Here is a 21,185-nt window from a genome sequence, read left to right as displayed (position 1 = left end):
ATCATCGACGCAATCCAAGGTCCTGATAGCATGCCATCCTTTCTTGGACACAACATCATCGGCGGGACTTTAAGCCCCATTCCGTCAATTCTTAATGCTACCGAAAGGCAATATGCAAATCACTAGACAGCACAATCGCAACAAGCAGCAGGCGAAGGTTTGGGTGGACGAAAAGCTCGTGGAGATGCTCGCGCAGTTCGGTGACTCGGTGTCGGATGCGTCGCACCGCTGGCAGGGTGATACGCTGGAGTTCGCGTTCAGAGCGGGCGGGTTGGTCAGCTTTCGTGGCACGCTCGCCGTGTCGGACAGCGAGCTTCGGCTTGAACTGCCGTTTCCGTTCCTCGCCAAGGGCTTTGAGCCGCGCGCGGCGGATGAGGTGAACAAGTGGCTTGATGAAAATCTCTGATGCGGGCTGGCATATACAGTCCTGTCGGTGATTGGCGGTTCCTTGCCTCCATTCCTAATCTTCCCGCTGAGGGAAGGGACTTATAAGACCATTTCCCAAATGCAATTTATACCTGTCATTTCGAGCGAAGCGAGAAATCCAAAGTCGGAAACAGGTTTGCATGCAACGATTTCAGATTCCTCACTGCGTTCGGAATGACGACATCAGGGATTTATGAAATCGTCTCGACTTATGAAGATTTGGGACAGGATTAAGCGGAAAGGTGTATGATACGGACATGATTATCAGGATTGAGCCGAAAGACTGGAATATGCACACGGTGCTGATATTCTTCAAGCAGGAAGAACCGCACCCGGAAGACGAAGATGTCCGCCAGTACCTCGCGGAGCGCCATCTTGAGCCGCGCCGTCAGTATGACACCGAGCTTGCGGGCGAGAAATTCGAGGTTCTGACATTCGGCGGCTGCTACCTTGGCCGCCATATGGACGCGCTCGCGGACATCCAGCGCGCCGTCGTTGAGCGCGAGCTGCTCGCCGAGGCGATACCGGCGCTGCTGGCAAGCGGACCCGACGCAAAGGCAGCATCACTCGCCAAGAACAAGTCCGACTCAGAGATGGCGACCATCGTCGAAACTCTAACGGACGCGCTGCACACACCCGACAACTTCGGCATTGACAAGAGCGGCGAACTGCAAACGACCGTCAGCGCAGAAGCTGTGCAGGCGCAGTTCCTGCAACTCGTCCCTGCCCGTCCGACTGAAGCAAATTAAGTCACTTTGTCCATTCCCCCATCAAGGGTAAGGCTAGGATGGAGTGAGCAGAAACCATGTCCATATCAAAGTAGAATGACCACATTTGGATGACCACATTACAACAAGGAGAAATCGAATGTATCTAGTCAGGCGAACATACAAGACCAAGCCCGGCGAGGCACGCCGTGTGGCGACTTTGGTGCACAACCAGGTGCAGATTTACCACGACGCGGGCCACCGCGAGGAATTTCGGGTCGCGTACAACGACCGCACGTGCCCCGGCGAGCAGAACATCGTCGTCCTGGAGTGGGAGACCGACGCATTCCAGTCCCCGGCGCGCGATGGCAACAACATCCCGCCTGCCGCCTATGAAGCGGGCGCCGCCTATCGCCCTTACATCGAAGAGACCTACATAGAGTTCTGGGAACTGATGACCCCCGGCAAGATGCAGGAGTAGGCATCAGCCCCCATTGGCGCATATTTTTCCATCCACCGCTGGTTTGCGCCATGCTCCTCAAATCAATTCGAATCAGATTACACAGAGGAAACCGGATGTACCTGGTAAGAAGAACCTTTATAACCAAGCCAGGAGAGGCGCGCCGCGTGGCGACCCTCGTGCAAAAGCAAGTGCAAATTTTCCACGACGAGGGCCATCGCGAGGCGTTTAGGGTCGCCTACAACTCCGGCACATGCCCCGGCGATAAGGATGTAGTCGTCCTCGAGTGGGAGACTGCTGCCTTCCAGTCTCCGTACCGCGACGGCAACGAAATGCCGTCTGAAGCGATGCGGGCGGGCGCAGCATTCCAGCCCTACATCGAGGGCACGTACATAGAATTCATGGAGCTGCTGACGCCCGGCAAGATGCAGTCGTAAGCGACCTTACATAGATCGACAGGATAGATAGGATGGGATAGTTGAGACTTATCCGGAGCATCCTGTCTATCCTGTTTACTTGCGCGCCGTAATTGCGAACAGGTCGGGTTGCGACGGGTCTTTTTCGCCATGCAGGGATGGGTAAAAGCGCACTTCGTGGAAGCCTGCCGCCTGCAATGCGGCGCGATACTCGTCTGCCGTGTATGCCTTAAGGCTCTGCGCGCAGCGTGTAACTTCGCCGGTCACCGCATCGACGATGAAGTATCGCCGTGTGACGGCGGCGATATTTGCATCCCAGAAATTTTCTTGCAAGCAGATGTGCGGCGAATCCGAGAACAGCCCACTTTCCGCCGCGTACCACGACGCTCGCCGCGAGCCGAACTGCCGGATGGCGTCGTAAGTGTGCGCTTCGAGCAGCAGCATGCCACCCGCGCTCAGCGACGCGTACGCTTTTCGCAAGATGTGCGCGGCGTCCGTCGGCTTGAATACATTGAACTCGCCGAAGATGAGCATCGCAATGCCGAAGCCCGTGCCGTAATCAGCGGCGCGAATGTCTGCCTGAATGTAGTCCACCGGCAGGCGCTCTTCTGCGGCTTGCGCTCTCGCGTACTCTATCGAAGCCGGCGAGAAATCAATGCCCACGCAATGATGCCCCTGCTGCGCGAGCCTGCTGGCGTACAGCCCCGGTCCGCAGCCCAAGTCCAGCGCAGCAGTCGGCTTGCCGTGCAGTAATTCACGGTGAATCCAGTCCACAGGCGCGTCAATCTTCTCGCTGCGGCGGCTCGCCAAGTCGTGCGACTGCGTAAGATGTTCGCGGAGCATGCGCCGGCTGAAACCGACATCGTTCCACGGGATATTGTCGCCTTCGCCCCACGGTTCGGGCGGCGAATCGCGGGCGAGTATGTCCTCTAAACTCATGCTGCTAACTAGGCAGCCTGCCCGTCCGCCGCAATTCCGCGAGCAGCGTGTCGTACTCGGCGCGGTTAATGGGCAGGTGGACCTGTTCGTTGCGGCAGCCGGACATGGTTATCGCGGCGACGAGTTCTTGCGATCGCAGAGCGTCTTCGCCGGTTACGGCAGGATCGCGGCCTTCGATGATGGCGCACGCGAAGTCGTCGATTGCCGGTCTGTGCGTGCCGCCCGACACCGGCTCGAAATCGAATGCCGCCTCCGTGTCCGACGGGCTGACGAAGGCTATCGTCTTGTCCGTGTCTATGAACTGCTGCAACGGCGTATCCAGCGTGCGCAGCGTGATTCGCCAGTCGTCCATAAATATCGCGCCGCGTTCGCCCCACAATGCGATCCGCTGCTGATTGGGCGCTTGCGCGGTGTTGCAGTGTATGACGCCGTGCCCACCGCCCGCATAGCCGAGCAGCGCGGTGGCGTAGTCTTCGACTTCAATGTTGTGCTTCAGCGTGGACACCTTGCCGAAGACCGTCTGCGGCATTCCCGCGAGCCACTGGTACATGTCGATGCCGTGAATGCCCTGGTTCAGCAGCGCGCCGCCGCCTTCTGCGTCCCACCTGCCCCGCCAATCTAGTCGATCGTAATAGTCCTGCGTGCGGAGCATCGCGGACGACATCTCGGATCGATAAATCTCGCCTATAGCGCCGTCGTCGATGAGCTGGCGCACTTTCATCGCTTCGGGACGAAAGCGGTTGTTGAAAAGCACGCCCAGTTTCACGCCGGCGTCGCGGCATGCGGCAATCTGCGCCTCAGCCTCGGACGGCGTAACGCCGAGCGGCTTTTCGGCAAGCACATGCTTACCGGCGGCTGCGGCTCGAGTGGTGATGTCCATATGCGACGGATGCGGCGTTGCGATGACAATGGCATCAACCTCGTCATCCGCCAGCACATCGTCCAGCGTGGGATACAGCCGCGTGCCAAGCTCATCCGCCTGCTGCCGCAGCGGTCCCTGCCGCCGCGCGTGTATGCCGACCAGCCGGCAGGTATCCAGCCCGCGCATAGCATCGATATGCACCCTGCCGATGATGCCGGTGGAGCCGATGATTGCTATGCCTACTGTGTTCATAAGTGCGCTCCATTCAAACGAGTTCCCACGCAGTTCGCGACCGCGTAGGTCAACCTGCAATTAGGGGCTTCCCTCTCTCCCCATATACGAAGCACCCGCGCCCGCGTGGGTTTGCCGTGTCATGGGGATTGGGGTGATTCGCTCAAGGAGAAGCATCCGCGCCCGCGTGGGGTTGCCTACACGACGGAAATGGAGTACGACTGGAAGCAGGAAGCATCCGCGCCCGCGTGGGGTTGCCCCTAGCGGAAATACGGAGCTAGAGCAACCGCAACTGACCGCGTGGCAATCCCTTCGCGTGACGTCGGCATTCTGGGAGCCCTTCTGTCTTCGACTTGAGTCTAGCAGAGTCATCATTACCCCGCAGGGCATTCTTGCCGCTCTCCCAGGGGATTAGCCTCTCGATGAGCGGCTGCGCTTCACCCCTGCCGTATCGCTCAACGAGCGCACGGGACAAGACATTTATCGCGCCGTTAATGTCGGCGTCGTTCTCATAGTCGCAGGCTACGCAGTCGAATCTGCGCTTGCGTCGACTCGCAGCGTCTATGACGCCACAGACAGCGCAAGTCTGCGATGTATAGGCAGGTTCGACTTTCACAAAGGGAATACCGGCTCTCCCAGCCTTGTACTCCAGCATCTGTGCGATGTATCCCCAGCCCTGTTCAAGTATCGAGCGGTTTAGCCCGCTCTTTGCCGACACGCCCTTGCCGGGATTGTCCGCATCTCCAGCCGCCGATTTTGTCATGTTGGCGATGTTCAAATTTTCGACAGCTATGAAGTCCGATGATTTGACAATTTCCGATGTGTAGCGGTGCAAGCGTTGACGATGACCCAGCGTGTCACGTTCACTAACGCGCCCCAAAGCCTCGACTGCCTTTCGCCTGCCATTGGTGAAGTGGATGTATTCTCCGTTGCCGCGATTACGCTTGCGTCTTACTTCCTTTCCGCATGTAACTTGCTTGCCGCCCTTGCCGTCTTTGGCGACGCCGGCACGGTTTACTTTGCGCTGCGCCTTACGCTTGCGTTTGCGCCGCGCTTTGGCGTTTTCATTCAACCCTGGGATAGACAGACGACCGTCCGAAAACGCCATAAGCGCATGGATGCCCCTGTCTATGCCTATGGGCGCGTGTGGCATGCCTTCACGCTGTGGCTCTACATCGACGGGGTATGTAAGCGAGAGGTACACGCCTGTGCGCTTACGCGTAATACTTATCTGCGACGGCTGTACTACCTTGCCCTGTTCGTCCAATGACAACTCGCGCTTGGACATGAAACGCAGCGTAGGGAATCCCTTGATGCGAACCATGCCTTTGCGCGATTGAGGATTGTACGACAAGTAATTCTCCGCACCGCTGTTCGTAGAGATTGTGCGAAAACGGTCCTTGCCCTTGAAGCGCGGAAAGCCCGGAGTAGATCCGCGCGTGAGACGCTGGAAGAAGCCGTCGTAAGCGAAGTCGGCGCGCTCTATGATGCCCACGCGTGCCCGACGAGGCAGCAGTGTCTTGCCATTGCGCGTCTCGGTCAGGATGCGCCCTGAGTTGATAAGCCGTCGTGTGTCCGAGCGTTTTCCGTAGTAATGATTTCCATCATCACTTTCTATTTCTGCTACGCTCGGCCATCGTTCCTTCATGCGGTCGTCGCGCCAGTCCCGCCACCATCTACTTACCGCGCGCCTAGCCTCTTCAATCTTGCGTTTGTCCGCATCGGCGGCTTCAAGTTTAGTAAGCTCGTGCTCCAGACGGTGAAGTTCGGATAATGTACGATTAAGAGGTTCGCGGTTTTTCACAACTCCTGCGCTTTGCTTCTTTATGGACAAACCAAGCAGTTTGTACGCTCTGCGCCTGTCTTCAAGCGTGGCGTTATACTCAAAGCGCGCCTCATCCAGCCGCTCATTGAGTAAGATATGACCGGACTTAGACACCTTCGCGCGTACTTGGTATGTCGTCTGTGCTTTTCCCATGCACGCAATATAACACATTAGTTTCTAAATTTGCAACACAGTTGTTCGCAGAACAGTCGCCAACAGGTAGTGATGTTATGTATCCGCCCGTCAATCCGCGAACCGCGGCATCACCTCATCCGCGAACAGCCGCATCGAACGCATCACCTTGTCGTGCGGTATGCCGCCCATAGCGAAGTTGCAGCCGAAGTACTCGACGCCCTGCGCTTGCAGTTCCGCAATCTTCGCGGCGCACTGCTCCGGCGTGCCGATGAAGGCGCGGTTGTCGCTGATGTAATCGAAGCTCAGCGGCAGTTCTTCGCGCTCGCGGCGCCAGTCCGCTATGCGGTACGGCACTTCGCTGCTTTCGCTGAATATGCGCCGCCACTGCATGATGTCCAATATCCAGTTGATGTGCGATGCCGTGTCCGCGCGCGCCTGCTCTTCCGTCTCCGCGACATAGAAGTAGCGGAAGAACGGCACATCGTCGAGCGTGGCTTCCATGCCCTCTTCGGCGCGCATCGACAGGTAGCGTTGGCACAGCGCGAGCGACTGCTGCGTATCCTGCACGACGGCGATGCAAAGCTTGTACCCGTTGCGCACCAGAAACTCTAGCGTCTGCTGCGTGTACGACGCGGCGATGTATATCGGCGGGTGCGGCGACTGCAGCGGCGGCGGCACGAGGTTAAGCTTGTTCATCGTGTAGAACTCGCCCTCGTGCGAGAACTCCTGCGTCGTCCACAAGCCTTGCACAATGCGCACGCTCTCGCGGAAGCGCGCATGCGCTTCGTCTTCGTCCACTCCAAAGCCGCCGTATTCGTAGCCGAAAGTGCCGCGCCCGAAGCCCACATCGAGCCGCCCTCCGCTCACGCAGTCGAGTGTCGCGGTGTCTTCTGCGAGGCGTATCGGGTTGTGCAGCGTGGGAATGAGCACGCCCGTGCCGAGCCGTACGCGCTCCGTGCGAGACGCTATCGCCGCTGCCAGCACCAGCGACGACGAGCCAAGGCTGTAACGAGAGAAGTGGTGCTCGGCAATCCAGAAGCTGTGAAAGCCGAGCCGCTCGCCGAACACCGCCTGCTCCACGCACTCGGCGAACAGACGCGCCGGAGATTCACCTTCGGGCCAGGGCACATGGGTGAATAATGCGAATTTCATGATGGCAGTTTAACACGGATGGGCGGGGAATTAGCGGAACAGTAGAAAATTGCCGGAAATAAAGGGTTGACAGATGGGAATGTATGTTCCACCATCCATACATCAGTATTAGTTCATTAGTTCGGCATTGCTGAAAGGGAGGTGTTTCAACGGCAAGCCGCAAAGAGGAAAATATACGATTCAAAAAACGAAGACACATCGGAGGTTAATGCGGCAGTTTTCAATCCCGCAAGAGAGTTGGAAAGGGAGTTTGGCGACTACTGGGAGTGGCTCATCGAGACATTCGGGTATGCCGTCGTTATGGACGCCATTGTGAAATACCAAGGCGACTGGGGCTATGCTATCAGCAATCATGACTTCAAGGACTGGGACGGCATACTCGGCGATGACGATGTGGAGGATGCTATTGAGCGCTACGGCGTGGATGTTCTCGTGGAAGCCATTCCGGTAGGACGTCCCGCCCGGTTTGGCTATACGCAAATTGCCAACGCGGTGGTCAGGTCGGATGGATTCCAGAGGCTGGTCAGAGGTTACATTGAAGGTCAAGTGTCTTCTTCGCTATTCCGGCGAATAAAGAAGGATGTAGGCCGTAACCTTGAAGACCTTGTGGACGCTATTGAAAATGGCGTCAACGGAAACTCAATTGGGTCGATAGCGTCGGCGCTTACTTTCCTAAGCAGCCATTCCCGGCAAGTCAAGGCAGTTTGGCGTTCTGAGTTACGGAGAGCGGTTAGCCAAGGCCTTTCGTACCACTCTCAACAAGATACAGCTGAACGCTGGCTCGACATGGTAGAGGAAGTCAACGAAGACTTGCGTTAGCATGGTTCAACAGGCTACCTAGTACAACTATTGTCAGCACACCTCCTGTTTGGATAATCTAATGGCACTTGAGAATCCGGCAGGAGGTGTTTGGCATGTCTGAATCAAAACAATCCCATTGGGGCATTTTAGTCTGCAAGATACTGTTCTATCTAATAGCAGTTGGGATAATCATCGATATAGTGTTTGGACTGGCGACAGGCTCTTTTGATATTGACATCACGCTCATATCCATAATGATTTTCGGCATTGGAACATTCACGCTAATGGAGTCCATGAAGGCAAACCCCACTAACTTCAAAGCATGGCTGGGAACTGTTCTGCTGGTCTTATACTTGCTGTTCATAGCTTACCAGTTCGTCGCCGGCGCAATTGAAGGCGTGTCCGAAGCGCTGTGATGCCGCTCATAAGGCATACGACACATGAAAAAATCAAACGCTGGGTTAGATTCTCTTTCGCTCGCATCGGGGACTTCCTATTCCTGATACAGGCGGGCATGGTGATTTCTCTAGGCTTGGTTGTGGTAGGCGCTCTCTTGATTCTTCTGAACGCCGCGATTCCTATGCCCAGTTTTTTTGAACGGCAGATTTCGTCAATCGCGGTTTTCGGCGCAGAATTGTCATCGCGCATATTAGCGCTGGCATTGGCTATCTGCCTGACTATGATATGGCTGTGGCAGAGGGGACGGAACTAGAAGAACCTGCTTGCAATCGCACTGGAAAGAATACAACATCGAACGCGAACAATGAGGAGGGGAGGAAGGTGAATGGGATGTGGATTGCGTTCTTGGAAGTGGGGAGTATATTCTTTGGGCTGACCTCAACGCTCTGCCTGATGGTTGCGCTCTATCTACGCGCCAACTCCTGACAGGCTTCCCGCTAAAAGAAGAATGTCCCCGCCAACGCTAATCAGCGCGCGGGGGCTTTTTGCACTCTGTCTTTTTTGGGAACCCTGATGTATGCTTTAATCATTCCTTCATCAAGATTGGCGCAAGTCGGCATTTTCATCAGGTTAGCTAATTTTGGCTTTGTTTCAGAACTTTGTACGGGTAATGGAGCAGTACGCAGTCTTTGAGGGGCGAGCAAGCCGCTCGGAGTTCTGGTGGTATGTTCTGGCACTTCTGATTGTCGCGTTTTTCGTCGGAATCCCTGCCATATTTCTATCTTTCATTCCTTATGCGCCCTACATCTTGGCTTATGCATTCGTCCTTGCCGTATTCACACCCTCTCTGGCAGTAGTCGTGCGCAGACTGCACGACACCGGGCGAAGCGCATGGTGGTCGCTGGGCTTTGTCGCCTCACTCGTCTATGAGCCGGTGAGCCTTCTGGCGCCGCCCGGATTCGACACGCTGTTTTGGCTCGTCTATGTCATACTCTTGCTTTACAACATCCTGCTCTTGGTTTTCATGGCGCTGCCCGGCAATAGTGGAGAGAATAAGTACGGCATCGAAGGCATTTCTGAAGCGCTATGACTCGGCAACAGACCTGAGCGTCTTCGATAAGGGAGCACACGTAACCGCTCAGACGCAGCAGCTACACGCCAACCCTCCTTCCGCTCGATGCGCTTCCTCTTCCATTCGATATTGCATTCCCACCTTTACTACCCTTTCCTCGTAGTATATGCATACTCTCATGCTATGCCATCCAAGAGAAAACGCTATCGATGATAGACTCAATCGGGTACAATTGCGCCGGTTCTATTCGCCGTCTATCCGGAAGGAAGGCAGAGCTCCGCCGCACCAGTTAAGGGAGTTGGAAGTATTCACTAAGCCGGTTCCCGGCAAGGTTGTTCAGTCCGATAATGTGAACCGTTGGTAGCAGAAAGCAATGCCAACCGCGTTCGACACCGGGAGCAAAAGCAGCAAGATTTACAGCCTGCTGTGGGCGGCGACAACCATTACCCCCGTTCCCGAATATAGGTGTTGCACAAATCCGTAATCCTCCCCTTCTTCCTCTTCATCCACCACATCAATTGCCTTTTCAAGTGGAATTGCCGGCAGCTCGGATTCCGCTCTATTTCGCGCGGCCGAGAATTATCCACTATGGAGGATTTCTACCATGAACAATCACCTTCAAGGGCGAGTCAAGCAGTTGGCGGCGATCAGCCTGACAATCGCGGCTGTCGGGCTTCTTTGGCTGGCGCTCTCCGCCGGTGGTAACGCGCCCACGGTACTCGCGCAGACCGGAGGCACTCCCACTCCCCAAGCTGCCACAGAGCCGGTAGATGGGCAAGGCGTGGAGAATGCCACCATCAGTGAGGGTAAGATTAAGCCGCCCCAATACCCCAACATGGACTCCGACCTCAACCGCATCATCGAGCAGGTGCAGTCAGGCCAGTTCAGCGCGCAAGTCGCCGCTGCGAGCGCGCCCATCCACGACGAGCAATCCGTCGCCGTTACTCTCTACATCACTGAAGGCTACGCCCAAGACTTATGGGACTGGCTTGAAGAGAACGGCGCATCTCCGCGCAACATCGGCACAGACTACATCGAGGCGTACATTCCTGTGTCGCTGCTGCCTGATGCGTCCCAACAAGAAGGCGTCATAAGCGTCCGAACCATCATTCCTCCCCAGCCCGCACAAGGCGCAGTTGTCAGCGAGGGCGTGGAAGCACATGGAGTCCCCGCGTGGCACGCCGGCGGCATCAAGGGCAGCGGTGTCAAGATTGGCATAATCGACGCGGGCTTCAAAGGCTTCGCAGAACTTATGGGAACGGAACTGCCCTCGACCGTGGAAGCAAGATGTTATACCGCTGTCGGCGTATTCACTTCAAGCCTCACGGACTGCATACCCACGGAAAGAACTGAATCTACAAAGCTGCACGGCACGGCGGTAACCGAAGCCGCGTTCGACATCGCGCCCGAAGCCGACTACTACATAGCGAATGTTTGGTCTTTTGGAGACCTGCTCGAAACCGTAGAGTGGATGGAGTCCGAGGGCGTCGACGTCGTCAACATGTCGCTTGGCTTTTCATTCCATGGGCCGGGTGACGGCACAACGCCATACAGCAACAGCCCCCTGAAAACCGTTGATGCCGCCGTGAGGGGCGGCATCATCTGGGTCAACGCCGCAGGAAACCAGGCTAGGGCAAATTGGTTCGGCAATTACTCCGACACCGACACCGACAATGTTCACGATTTCAGCGCAACGACGAAGGACGAATGCAACGGCGTTCGCATCGAACTGGATCCTCTTGAAGGCTTCACCGCGCAGCTCCGATGGGAAGGCTCCTGGGGCGGCGCAGACACCGATCTGGACCTCTATCTAGTTGCCTTGTCAGGCAACACATTCATACTGCCCGATGATGCTGTCGCCCAGAGCGTTACAGCGCAGTCGGGGAGAGCGAGCGACGTCCCATTCGAACGGATTAGAATCGGGTACGGCGACATCCCCAACGGCGTGTACTGCCTTGCCGTGGTCAAACACTCAGGCGAGGCGCCGAATTGGGTTCAGGTTCTGGCCTGGGGCGCGTCGGGCGCGTTGCAGCACCACACAGCCGCCCATAGCATCACCAATCCCGCCGAAAGCTCGAACCCCGGCCTGCTAGCAGTAGGCGCTGCCGGACGGAACAGCAGTATCAGCAACCCATTCGACACCACCATAATCGAGCCGTTCAGCAGCCGAGGCCCAACGCTCGACGATAGAACTAAGCCTGACATTGTGGGCGCGGACGCCGGGCAATCGGTAACATATCGCACAGAGCGCAATCTTAACGGCTACTTCTTCGGAACGAGCCAGGCATCCCCCCATGTCGCCGGCTTGGCAGCCCTCGTAAGGCAGCGCTTCCCGCAGTATAGTCCGCAGCAGACCGCGCAATACCTAAAGGACAACGCCGCGCCACGCGGCGCAGCAGGCGCCGACAATATATGGGGACACGGTTTCGCTCACCTGCCGGCGTCCGACGCGCCCACGCTAACCTCCACCGCTACGCCCGTTCCTAGCCCTACGCCGGAGCCAACCGCTACCCCGACATCCACTCCTAGCTCTACGCCGGAGCCAACCGCTACCCCGACGCTTACTCCCAGCCCTACGCCGAAGCCAACCGCCACCTCTACGCCCACTCCCAGCCCTACGCCGGAGTCACCAGATGGATCAGAAATAGAGAACAGGGTGAAAATTCTGGAAGCGCTCATCGTGACGCTGCAAAATGCCATAGACGCGCTGACAAGCAGGGTGGCAGCGCTGGAACTGGGCGCTTCTCAACCGACGCCCACACCGACGCAGACTCCCACACCGACTGCGACGCCATTGCCGCCGGGCGTAACTCCTGAGCCTACTGCCACTGCAGAGCCGACGGCGACGCCTGAGCCGGATCCTTGCTTCATTGATGTGCCGGCATCCTCCGGTCTGCCCATCGTATTGTCGGGTTCATGGACACAAGAGTGTGTCTATTCATTGAGCCGTGAAAGAATAGAGGAAATCACGGGGATTCCGCTAGCGGCAGGCGCCCGATATTATCGATACACGGGCTTCGAGGTGACTGCCGTAGGAAGTGGAGCCTGGACAGCTACACTGGAATCGAGCAAAGACACGGCGCTGTTCCTTTGGGAATGGGATGAAGAAAACGAGGGTCGCGTCTTTGTCGCCGGGAATGACGACATCGTGCGGGGCAATACTAACTCCAAAGTCAGCTGGACGCCAACGGGAGGCAAAGTATATTACATCGATATGACGACATACGAACCGCAGACCCTGGGCGACTTCACCCTGACAGTTAGCAGCGGCTCATCAGGTACACAGGGCATGGAGGTGAGAGGAATACAGCACGACGCGATGCCTTCAAGGCTGGATCGCCGGTAACGATTGCGCGGTGGCGCTGTCATCGTATCGGTTGTTTAGCGCCAAGACGGCTAATCCTATCGCCTTACGCCAAAGCTGTCAGGCCGGCGCGATGGGGACAGATTGACGGACGAGAGTCGGGATATTTCCTGACCTCAGGGAGGCTATACGTACTCTTGGCAGCGGCGGGAATTCCTAGATACGGTGTGTATTCTTCGCTTACACTTTATCATCAGAGTCCCCGCTATATCGCTATCACACATTCTTTGGAACGGTTAACAGTTCTGGCAGCCGTGCTATCAGTCCGTCTAGGTCTTTGATGGACTGAGCTTCGTCCCTTCTGACGAAAAGAAGCTGGACATCCTTAATGCTCTGCCCGCTTGCCTTTTGGACTGCCGCTGCGTATGCGGCTCCCTGCCACCGATAGCTTTTCATCTTGGCTTTCAAAGCGACATCGTCAGCGATGTAGTCCGACTTGTAGTCCACTATCACGAACTCGCCATCCGCGCTCTGATAAAGCAGGTCGATGATACCTTCTATCACTACTGGACCGGCAAGAGAATCGATTTCCGCCGCGACAGGGACTTCCGCCCACATTCGCGGCGATTCCAATGCGGCTTGCAATGCAGGGTTGCGCAACGCCATACGAGCCAACCGTGCAATCTCGCCTATGCTTTGCGCTACGCCGTTCGACTCGGCATGTTCTTCAGTCGATCGAATAATCTCGCCGTCCAATTCATCAAGCAGATTATCAATCGACACGCCTTCAGGCAGTGGGGTCCGAGTCGAGACTATATCGACGATCTCCTGAAGCACCGCGTGCAGCGCACTGCCGAATGCTGTGCCACCACGCCCCCTTATGCTGGGCTGCTCGCTGCTAGGCTCAGGGTCCTTGTCTTCGACCTCTACGGGCAGTGTAGCATCGTCGGTTACGGCAATTCGGGCTATCCAAGATGGTGTAACCGCGCGGGGCTGTATCCTCTGCCGATTAGCGTTTTCGCGGTCTGCTCCCCACTGCTCAGCATCGTAATCGGTAAGTTCGACGGCATCCGTTGAAGGCGTGGGCAGCATCGCAATGCCTACGGGATCTTCAGGTTCTTCAGTGCAGTGGCCTTGACCTTGAAGGGCAGAACTGAATTCTGCCACCTTACCAATGACGCTGCTACTTTCTCTATTGGTGTGATACATGCTAACCAGCAGATGATCTCGTGCGCGAGTAGCGGCGACATACGCTAGTCGCGCGGCTTCGGCGTCCTCGTGTTCCTTTTCGGAATCGCTTAAAGCTGCATAGCCCGGGGTCTCGATTTCTTTGTGAAACCTGACCTCCGCCCCACTACTCTCATTGTCAAACAGAACGGCAGACGAACCACTGTTAGAGCTTTGGTTAAGCCCGAGCAGAATGACGATGGGAAATTCCAATCCCTTGGAGGCATGCATGGTCATTATTCGCACGGCGTCGTCGTCAGGATCAGGGACTACCAAATCAGAAATTCTGGCGTTCTCATTCTGCTGCATTTTCACCCAATCCAAAAACTTATTCAGCGTCAGCGGCGGGCTATGCGGGTTCACGGCATGGCTGTATTCCATAGTCCGCGCCTGCTCCAACAAGAAATGACGCCGACGCCAAGACTCACGAGGACGCCTTTCCGCCAAGTCTAGCTCGTCCAAGCGCCTATCCCGAACGAAGTCCGCCATGAGTTTGGACACGCCATCAGTCAGCCTTCGTTCATGGTAACTACGCAAGCAATCGAAAGCCTTCCTGACTGGCGAATCAAGACGCTTATCGTCGGGAATCTGCCTTGTATAGTTCCATCCGCAGCCGGACTCTCGCCAATCCAGCAGTTCTACATCGGAGCAGGCGAAGGCGGCCGAGCGAAGACTTGCCACAACCGCCACCTCATCGTACGGATCGTCTATGGCTTTTAGGCAGTTGAGCATATCGCGTACTTCCTGAGTGTCGAAGAGTAAGGAACCGCCCTCTAATCGGTATGGTATGCGCGAATCTTCCAGCGTTTGCGTCAGAATTTCGATACCAGTTCGAGACCGTACCAGTATGCAGATGTCGCCGAGCTTCGCCTTGCGAACGCTCTTGAGCTTCTTGTCGTACACATCCAGACCGGATTCCCCGCCGGTGGCATATCTGACTATCAGCCCGGCGACATGGCGCGCCTGCAACCGTCGAACAGTATCGGCATTCAGCTCTTTTTGCTCGCCGAACAGCCGCACAGCAGCGCCGATTTCTTCCTGCTGAATATCGTCGTGACGCTCTAGGTCGATGTATTCAGCCTGTATGCCAGCATTTTCAGTCATTAGGCTATTAGCGCCGAACACAGCGTTCACCCAATCAATTATGGCTTTTTGAGAGCGGCGGTTCTTTGTAATCGTGAGCTTTTGCAGCTGCCCACCCCTCTCTACCAACTCCGCCACGCCGAGGTCCGCGCCTCGAAAGCGGTAGATGGACTGCTTGGGGTCTCCCACGACGAACAGCCTTCCGGGAGACAGCGGGAGTTCGTACCAAGCATGCCTGTCCAATTCCGCGTTCGGGTCGGCGGCTAGATAGTATGCGATCTCCACCTGCAGCGGGTCAGTGTCCTGAAATTCGTCTATCAATATCCGCGTATAGCGACTCTGAAGATGCTCCCGCACGGATTTATCCCCGCGCAGTAGGTCGCGCGACCATGCGAGCAAGTCTTCAAATGTCGCCACGCCTCCGGATTTACGCTCTTGCTCGTAGTCCAAGGCAAATTGCCGCAAATTGTGCAGAAACGGCAGTAGAAGCGCAGCATAGACTGTCGCCGTGAATTTCTGCCCAATCGCGCGGAACTCGGCACGCACCTCTGCGGTTGATATTTGCCAATTGGCTCCGCTTCCAACATTTCTGTAATAGTCAACTCGCTCGCCGTTCCGCAGAACTTCCGCCGCAGCCGGGACATCATCAGCCACTGCAAGGACTGATTCAACGGTGGCGATAGCGCCTTGCAGCTGCCCGTAAAGTTTGTCAGAAGGATTTTTGCACTCTGCCGCCAGTTCTTTGAGTTTCCGCAGCGTGTCGTGTGCAAGCTCGGGCAGGTCTAATTTCTCGAAGACGGACTTATCGGCTAGGCGCGCGCAGTTGTCCTTGAGTGCATCCGCGACAGCCCGCCATTTGGCAGCGCCTACCTCGCTATTCAGCAGGTAGCGTAGCGCGCAGATAACTTCCGGTTCGACCGATGTATTCTCTGCCAGCGTGTCGTCCAGCCACTTGTCCCAGTGCTCTGCGAACAGGCGCGAAGCTTCTACTTCATCTAGCGCTATCCATCCCGGCGGCAGCCCTGCGTCCAGAGGATGTTCCCTGAGCAGCTGCGATGCAAAGCCGTGGATTGTCTGAATAGTGGCTTGGTCAAGTTCCTCGATTGCCAGCTTAATGCGTTCGCGCGAGTCTTCGTCCAGGTCTTCTGCAAGGATGTCGCTGGTGTTGTCAGGATGGTCCTTGTCCGCCAGCTGCTCCAGCCTTGAGCGTATGCGTTCGGACAGTTCGGCTGCCGCTGCAACCGTGAAAGTGATTGCCACGATTTCCTGCATCCGCACACCGGATTTGACCAACGCAACCACGCGACTCACGAGGGCGTATGTCTTCCCCGTTCCAGCCCCTGCCTCTATCATCAGATTGGCGTCGAGGTCGTTCACAATGCGATTGAGCGTGTTCGTGTCGTTATCAGGCATTTTCCTCTTCCGGTTCGACTACTGCTTCGGGATTTTGCAGCCTTTCAATCGGCTGCAAGGCGGCGTCGTTCCCACCCTTGCGCTCCCAGAACAAGCGCTTACGGGCAGGACACAGGCTCTTGAAGTCGCAGTATCCGCAATTGCCGCCCCATTCGCCGCTTGCCTGCTCAGGCGTAGCGGGGAAGATTCCGTCGCGCGCCGCCCCGACGATTAAGGCAAGGGTGTTCAGAAATTCTTCCTTATTTTGCTCGGTGTAGGGCGCGACGTCATGGGTGTTCTTGTCAGCCAGCGGGAAACAGTATGACGCTGCTATCGGCTTGTCAGGATGCATCGAACGCGCCGCCTCAAGATAGACGGGCAGCTGCATAGCGCATCCATTGGCGACAGTCCTTTTCGGATTCCTGCCCCGATATGAATCCGGCTTGCCGGTCTTGAAGTCGCGCACCCTCACCTCGCCGTCCAAGACATCCACGCGGTCTATCTTGCCCCTGAAACTGACATCGCCAAGACCTTCGACCGAGACAACCACATTTCCGATATCGGATTCGCTTCCAAAGTTAAGCTCGGCAGCGGATTCGGTTGTCGCGCCACCAAGCCATTGAACATCTTTCCCGTAGAATGCCTTCAGCGCATCAAGGATACGCCGCTTTTCGATTTCCCAGAGCAGGTGATGCCCGGTTATCCCGCGTTCCTCCGCCGAATCGAATTCCTCATGCGCCAATTCCAAGAGTTTCTCTTCTGTGCTGCCGCGCTCATTGACGAATCGCTCTAGGACTCTATGCACTAGACCGCCCCTATCAAGATTGGATATTTCCCCATCTTCCGTGTCCCTCGGCGACGATAACCGTAGTATCCGTCCAAGGAAGAACCTATAGGGACAGGTTGCCCAATCTTCGAGCGCACTTGGCGAGAGCGGATATTCTGTGCTGCCAATACCCGCGATGCGGCTGCTATCTGCCCCGACTCGCCCGTCCCACTCGGTCAGTTTGTCGCCGAAGCGAGCCGCTCGCGCCTTGAGCGCATGGCGCATGCGGGTATCCTTCGCCATGGCAGGATGCGACTCCAGTTGCTGCGCCTTCAAGTCCGCGTCATCCGTGTCAGCGAGCGTTACCAGATGCATTAGGTTGTAGTCGGCTCGGTCGGCAGGTTCCATTTTAGGTTTAGATGCAGGGAGTTCGCGCAGCCCTGCTTCTCGTGAAGGAATGACCGTGAGCCATCGCTTGTTGGCTGAGTTCTCGGTGAGATTCTCATAGGTAATCCGTTCATCGCTTTCGGCGCCGGCATGAAGCAGATTCGCGGCTTCGATAAGCCAGCGTGAAGGATATGCCGATGTGCGCTCCGCAGTCGCGGCGGGCCATGACAGAACCGCCTTCTGCGCGGAGGCTATCCCACCCAGGAAGTCGTACCGTTCCAGCGCCATCTCATGCTGGGTCGCAGACAGGTTACCGCCGACCCAGGGGTTCGTTCCCGGACGCGGCGGGAATTGCCTCTCCACCATGCCAAGCACATACACCGTGTCGTAGTCGGTGCCAACCACGCCTGCCGGAGGACCTAGGTACACGCCCGCGCCCACTGGTCTGCCACGGTTCGATACCGGACTCTGAAGGCCGTTGTGAAGCACTTCCCGCAGCAGTTGTGGGTTCAATTCATACCCCAACTCATCCAGCGACTGCATGCTATCCAGTAATTCTTCGATTCGCCGTCGGTCATCCTGAGACTCAGCATCCGTGTCCATACGGTAATGGTCTAGCAAGCGCCGCAGTCCCTTCACCGTAGTCTGCCAAGATTCGCCTGCAAGCGCTTCAAGCGCACCATCAAGCTCGTCTAAGAAGCGAAGAAGTTCGGAAATCTCCCTTTCCATTCTTTCCAGACGAGGACGCCTACTCTCAGCCTCCATCGCAAGACTCTTCTCATTATCTAGGTAAGCCTGAAAGCGGCGGTGCCATTGCTTCCGCCCGCCATCCGCACGGGCTTCGCGAGCCAGCGCTGCCCACTGCGATGCGGGCACTGGATGGAACGGTCGTTTATAGTTTCCGTTATTCGACGGATATTTCATCGGCGTCGAAGTCATCAGCTCGATGAGTCGTTCGCGGTCGATAGCGCCCTCGTGGATTACGCCTAACGCGAGATCGATGATGCCCAGCAGCAACAGCCCTGATGGAGTGCTCGCCAGACTGCGGCGTTCTGTGCCCGAATATGGTATTTCTGCCGCATCCAGTTCTTGCCGCAGTAGAGTCGCATACGGGTTATCCTGCCGATATATTATGGCAGTACGGTGAAATGGCGCTTTTTCGACGGAAATGGCTCTGATTACCATGCGAACCTCCTCCGCCGGATCGGGCACGGCGATTATGGACATGCAGCCGTCATCGGCAATCCGCTGAAGGGGATTAGCGTGGGCAGTATCGCCTTCGATAGTGGCATCGCCATTGATAGGTTCATTCAAACGGGCGAGAAGCTCTTGAACCGGCTGGTCTGCCTGTTCGTCGCCGTTGACGCCTAGGATTAATTCGCACCTGTCCCGCTCGCTCAAAGCCTGCACCAGTCGCAGGTCGCCCTCAGACAGTCGCCTAGGCAAGTAGTAAATGACATGCGGAACCGTACTTTCCGGCGGCAAGTGCCGTTCAAGGGCTTCGGCAGCCATATGGGGCAGTTCCGCCGGCGTGTAGCAATCCCAATCGTGCACTAGTCCCAAGAATTTCTTCAATAGCCCTTCGCCGGTCCGCGTCATATCCTGGCCGGCATCCGGCTCCCCATCGTCTTGCGGACGCTCTTGCATCCGACGGAAGGCATCCGCGAGCGACCTTATCATCCGGCTGTGACCGGACAGACGGAAGTCGTGCTGCTCCATCACTTCTTCCGACACCTGTCGAACTGCTAGGTGTTCTCGCAGGGGAGAGAGCGGGCGATACTTCCTGCCGTCCTGCTTGAACTTGTTCCGGAACATAGGCGCAGCGAGTTCAGATGCAAACATTCGTCCGGTCTGGACGGAAACATTGAGCAGGTTCGACGTCCCTAAGTGATGACGAACGGCGCTGCCGACATCCACATGGTCTGTGATGACAACGACCCGCCCAAACGGAGCGTCGCCCTTCGCGCGCGCCACGCCTTCGTCCAGTGCGGCAAGGCTGCTTTCGCCAATAGGCACAGTAACAATGCGAGAGTCAATATGATTCACAAGAACCTACCCGTTGCTGTTAGTGTTGAGTCTAGTCGATCGTTACGCAAGAGAGACACGACGGTAATTCTGCCTCAATATATTGCACAATACCTCTTGTGCTTGTTATACCAAGTTCGCTTTACATATGCACAGAAGAAACATTTCATATTTCTCTAATACGAGTGGTGGTGTATAATCGTGGGCTTTTAACTTCCGGTGAAGGGAGCAAGTGGGTATTGAAGTGTATCAGACTTTTGGTAGTTGACGACCACGAACTGGTGAGAATCGGGCTGAGGGCTGTCGCAGAATCTGAAAAAGACATAGCAGTTATCGGTGAGTACAGCAACGCCGAGTCAGCACTGGAGAATGTGGAAAGGCTTCACCTGGATGTCGTCATGATGGGCATACGAATGGTCGGAATGGACGGCATCCACGCCTGCCGCCACATTCGCAACCGTCTTCCCGAGGTAAAGGTGGTCATTCTGACTTCTCAGATCGACGAGGACACTATTGTGGCGTCGATTGTGGCAGGAGCGTCAGGCTACCTACTGAAGAATACCGATGTCCGTGCACTTCTTCTGGCGGTGCGGATAGTTGCAAAAGGAGAATCGCTTCTCCACCCCGCAGTGACGCAGAGGGTGCTTGATAGACTGAAAGACATGGTTAATGACCAGGATGCCTCTGGACAAGATGAACAGCCTGATGGAGTATCCGAGTTATTGTCTGAACGGGAGAATGAAGTGTTTGCCCTGATTGTGGAAGGGTGTACAAACAAGGAAATCGCGAGTCGGCTACTTATCACCGAGAATACGGCGCGCAACCATGTGAGCCATATCTTGCAAAAATTGGGAGTGCGCCGGCGCGGGCAGGTGGCGCTGTTCCGCCCGTAGGTGTATCGCACCGCAACAAGATACGCGAATAGAAGGACCCACCATGTCCGGTCGGCACTGAGTTTGTCAACCGGCCTCAGAATTCGCGTTCTCGCAACTGCCCGTCATCTCTATGTCATCTCCTACATCGCCCTCTGCTCTCACCTCCCGCATACCAACACCTGGGTATCAGCTGCCGCCAACCTAGCAAGAGTCATTCGCCCTCCGGAAAGCGCTGGTAAAGCCGCGCAGGGCTCAAATCTGAGTCCTTCTCGACACCTTTGGGGGTTCTACGGCATTCTCTGCCTCGCCACCACAACAACAACATGACCATCACTTTGCGGCGAAGGCTAGGAGGAGCTGATAAGGGACTTCCAAACCCACCGTCAGACCAGCCCTCCCAATAGTCCGAATGGACTATGCCACATAGTGCATTCGGACTATCTAGGCATAGTACGTTGCCCGCCTAAAAATAGTACATGAATGGTTCGTTTGTCGGATATGCAAAACATTAAACCTCGCCTACGCTTGCCCGCATCGGTTACAAGTCGCAGTAGAAGAGGAGGGGGCAACTATGGTCAGACACGGTATCGGCATCTGCCTAGCACCGGGGGGGGGGCGCGGGGGGGACCACAGCGCCCCGCCGGCGGGGCGGGGGGCGGAGGGGTTGTAAAAGAAGGTGGACCACCCCCGCCGAGGGGAGT

The 21,185-nt window shown here is 56.4% G+C and carries 15 protein-coding genes; 9 read left to right on the top strand and 6 right to left on the bottom strand.

The annotated features are described in order from the left end of the window. The first annotated feature begins 94 nt into the window (after positions 1-94). From F4X57_08215 to F4X57_08200, 4 genes are all read left to right on the top strand, one after another. Positions 95-406 carry a hypothetical protein gene (locus F4X57_08215; GenBank protein ID MYC07139.1) on the top strand — a complete coding sequence of 104 codons (312 nt, stop codon included), beginning with the start codon at positions 95-97 and terminating at the stop codon, positions 404-406. Between the two features lie 277 nt (positions 407-683). Beyond that, on the top strand, positions 684-1,175 hold the full coding sequence (locus tag F4X57_08210) for a hypothetical protein (protein MYC07138.1): 492 nt from the start codon (positions 684-686) through the stop codon (positions 1,173-1,175). Positions 1,176-1,293: 118 nt separating this feature from the next. After that, the gene (locus tag F4X57_08205) at positions 1,294-1,614 is read left to right on the top strand and encodes a hypothetical protein (GenBank protein MYC07137.1); all 321 of its coding nucleotides are present in this window, start codon (positions 1,294-1,296) and stop codon (positions 1,612-1,614) included. 146 nt (positions 1,615-1,760) lie between these two features. Then, a complete protein-coding gene (locus tag F4X57_08200) occupies positions 1,761-2,030 on the top strand; it encodes a hypothetical protein (GenBank protein ID MYC07136.1) in 270 nt (89 codons plus the stop codon). Positions 2,031-2,105: 75 nt separating this feature from the next. Here F4X57_08200 and F4X57_08195 read toward each other — a convergent pair whose 3' ends face one another. From F4X57_08195 to F4X57_08180, 4 genes are all read right to left on the bottom strand, one after another. Further along, positions 2,106-2,948 carry a class I SAM-dependent methyltransferase gene (locus tag F4X57_08195; GenBank protein MYC07135.1) on the bottom strand — a complete coding sequence of 281 codons (843 nt, stop codon included), beginning with the start codon at positions 2,946-2,948 and terminating at the stop codon, positions 2,106-2,108. Positions 2,949-2,952: 4 nt separating this feature from the next. Next, entirely contained in the window at positions 2,953-4,062 is a 1,110-nt protein-coding gene (locus F4X57_08190; GenBank protein ID MYC07134.1) for a Gfo/Idh/MocA family oxidoreductase, read from the bottom strand. Positions 4,063-4,318: 256 nt separating this feature from the next. Beyond that, positions 4,319-6,037, bottom strand: a complete 1,719-nt coding sequence (locus F4X57_08185; protein MYC07133.1) for an IS200/IS605 family element transposase accessory protein TnpB — start codon at positions 6,035-6,037, stop codon at positions 4,319-4,321. A 72-nt stretch (positions 6,038-6,109) separates the two neighbouring features. Next, the gene (locus F4X57_08180) at positions 6,110-7,153 is read right to left on the bottom strand and encodes an LLM class flavin-dependent oxidoreductase (protein ID MYC07132.1); all 1,044 of its coding nucleotides are present in this window, start codon (positions 7,151-7,153) and stop codon (positions 6,110-6,112) included. Positions 7,154-7,390: 237 nt separating this feature from the next. Here F4X57_08180 and F4X57_08175 point away from each other — a divergent pair, with 237 nt between their 5' ends. From F4X57_08175 to F4X57_08160, 4 genes are all read left to right on the top strand, one after another. After that, positions 7,391-7,972 (top strand): hypothetical protein, encoded by a 582-nt coding sequence (locus F4X57_08175; protein MYC07131.1) that lies wholly within the window; start codon positions 7,391-7,393, stop codon positions 7,970-7,972. Between the two features lie 95 nt (positions 7,973-8,067). Continuing rightward, positions 8,068-8,370 carry a hypothetical protein gene (locus F4X57_08170; GenBank protein ID MYC07130.1) on the top strand — a complete coding sequence of 101 codons (303 nt, stop codon included), beginning with the start codon at positions 8,068-8,070 and terminating at the stop codon, positions 8,368-8,370. Positions 8,371-9,023: 653 nt separating this feature from the next. Then, positions 9,024-9,443 (top strand): DUF805 domain-containing protein, encoded by a 420-nt coding sequence (locus F4X57_08165; protein MYC07129.1) that lies wholly within the window; start codon positions 9,024-9,026, stop codon positions 9,441-9,443. Between the two features lie 586 nt (positions 9,444-10,029). Next, positions 10,030-12,771: a S8 family serine peptidase gene (locus F4X57_08160; protein ID MYC07128.1), complete on the top strand. Its 2,742-nt coding sequence runs from the start codon at positions 10,030-10,032 to the stop codon at positions 12,769-12,771. Between the two features lie 234 nt (positions 12,772-13,005). Here the strand turns inward: F4X57_08160 and F4X57_08155 are convergent, their stop codons facing one another. Then, positions 13,006-16,452, bottom strand: a complete 3,447-nt coding sequence (locus tag F4X57_08155; GenBank protein ID MYC07127.1) for an AAA family ATPase — start codon at positions 16,450-16,452, stop codon at positions 13,006-13,008. Continuing rightward, positions 16,445-19,600 (bottom strand): hypothetical protein, encoded by a 3,156-nt coding sequence (locus F4X57_08150; GenBank protein ID MYC07126.1) that lies wholly within the window; start codon positions 19,598-19,600, stop codon positions 16,445-16,447. The genes F4X57_08155 and F4X57_08150 overlap by 8 nt, the downstream gene beginning before the upstream one ends. A 266-nt stretch (positions 19,601-19,866) precedes the next feature. Here F4X57_08150 and F4X57_08145 point away from each other — a divergent pair, with 266 nt between their 5' ends. Then, the gene (locus F4X57_08145) at positions 19,867-20,502 is read left to right on the top strand and encodes a response regulator transcription factor (protein MYC07125.1); all 636 of its coding nucleotides are present in this window, start codon (positions 19,867-19,869) and stop codon (positions 20,500-20,502) included. Positions 20,503-21,185 lie beyond the last annotated feature (683 nt).

Source organism: Chloroflexota bacterium (assembly GCA_009840355.1).
GTDB lineage: Bacteria > Chloroflexota > Dehalococcoidia > Lucifugimonadales > JADFKI01 > Bin90.
The sequence above is the reverse complement of the archived record's forward strand: the minus strand, read 5'-3'. Positions and strand labels throughout refer to the sequence as shown.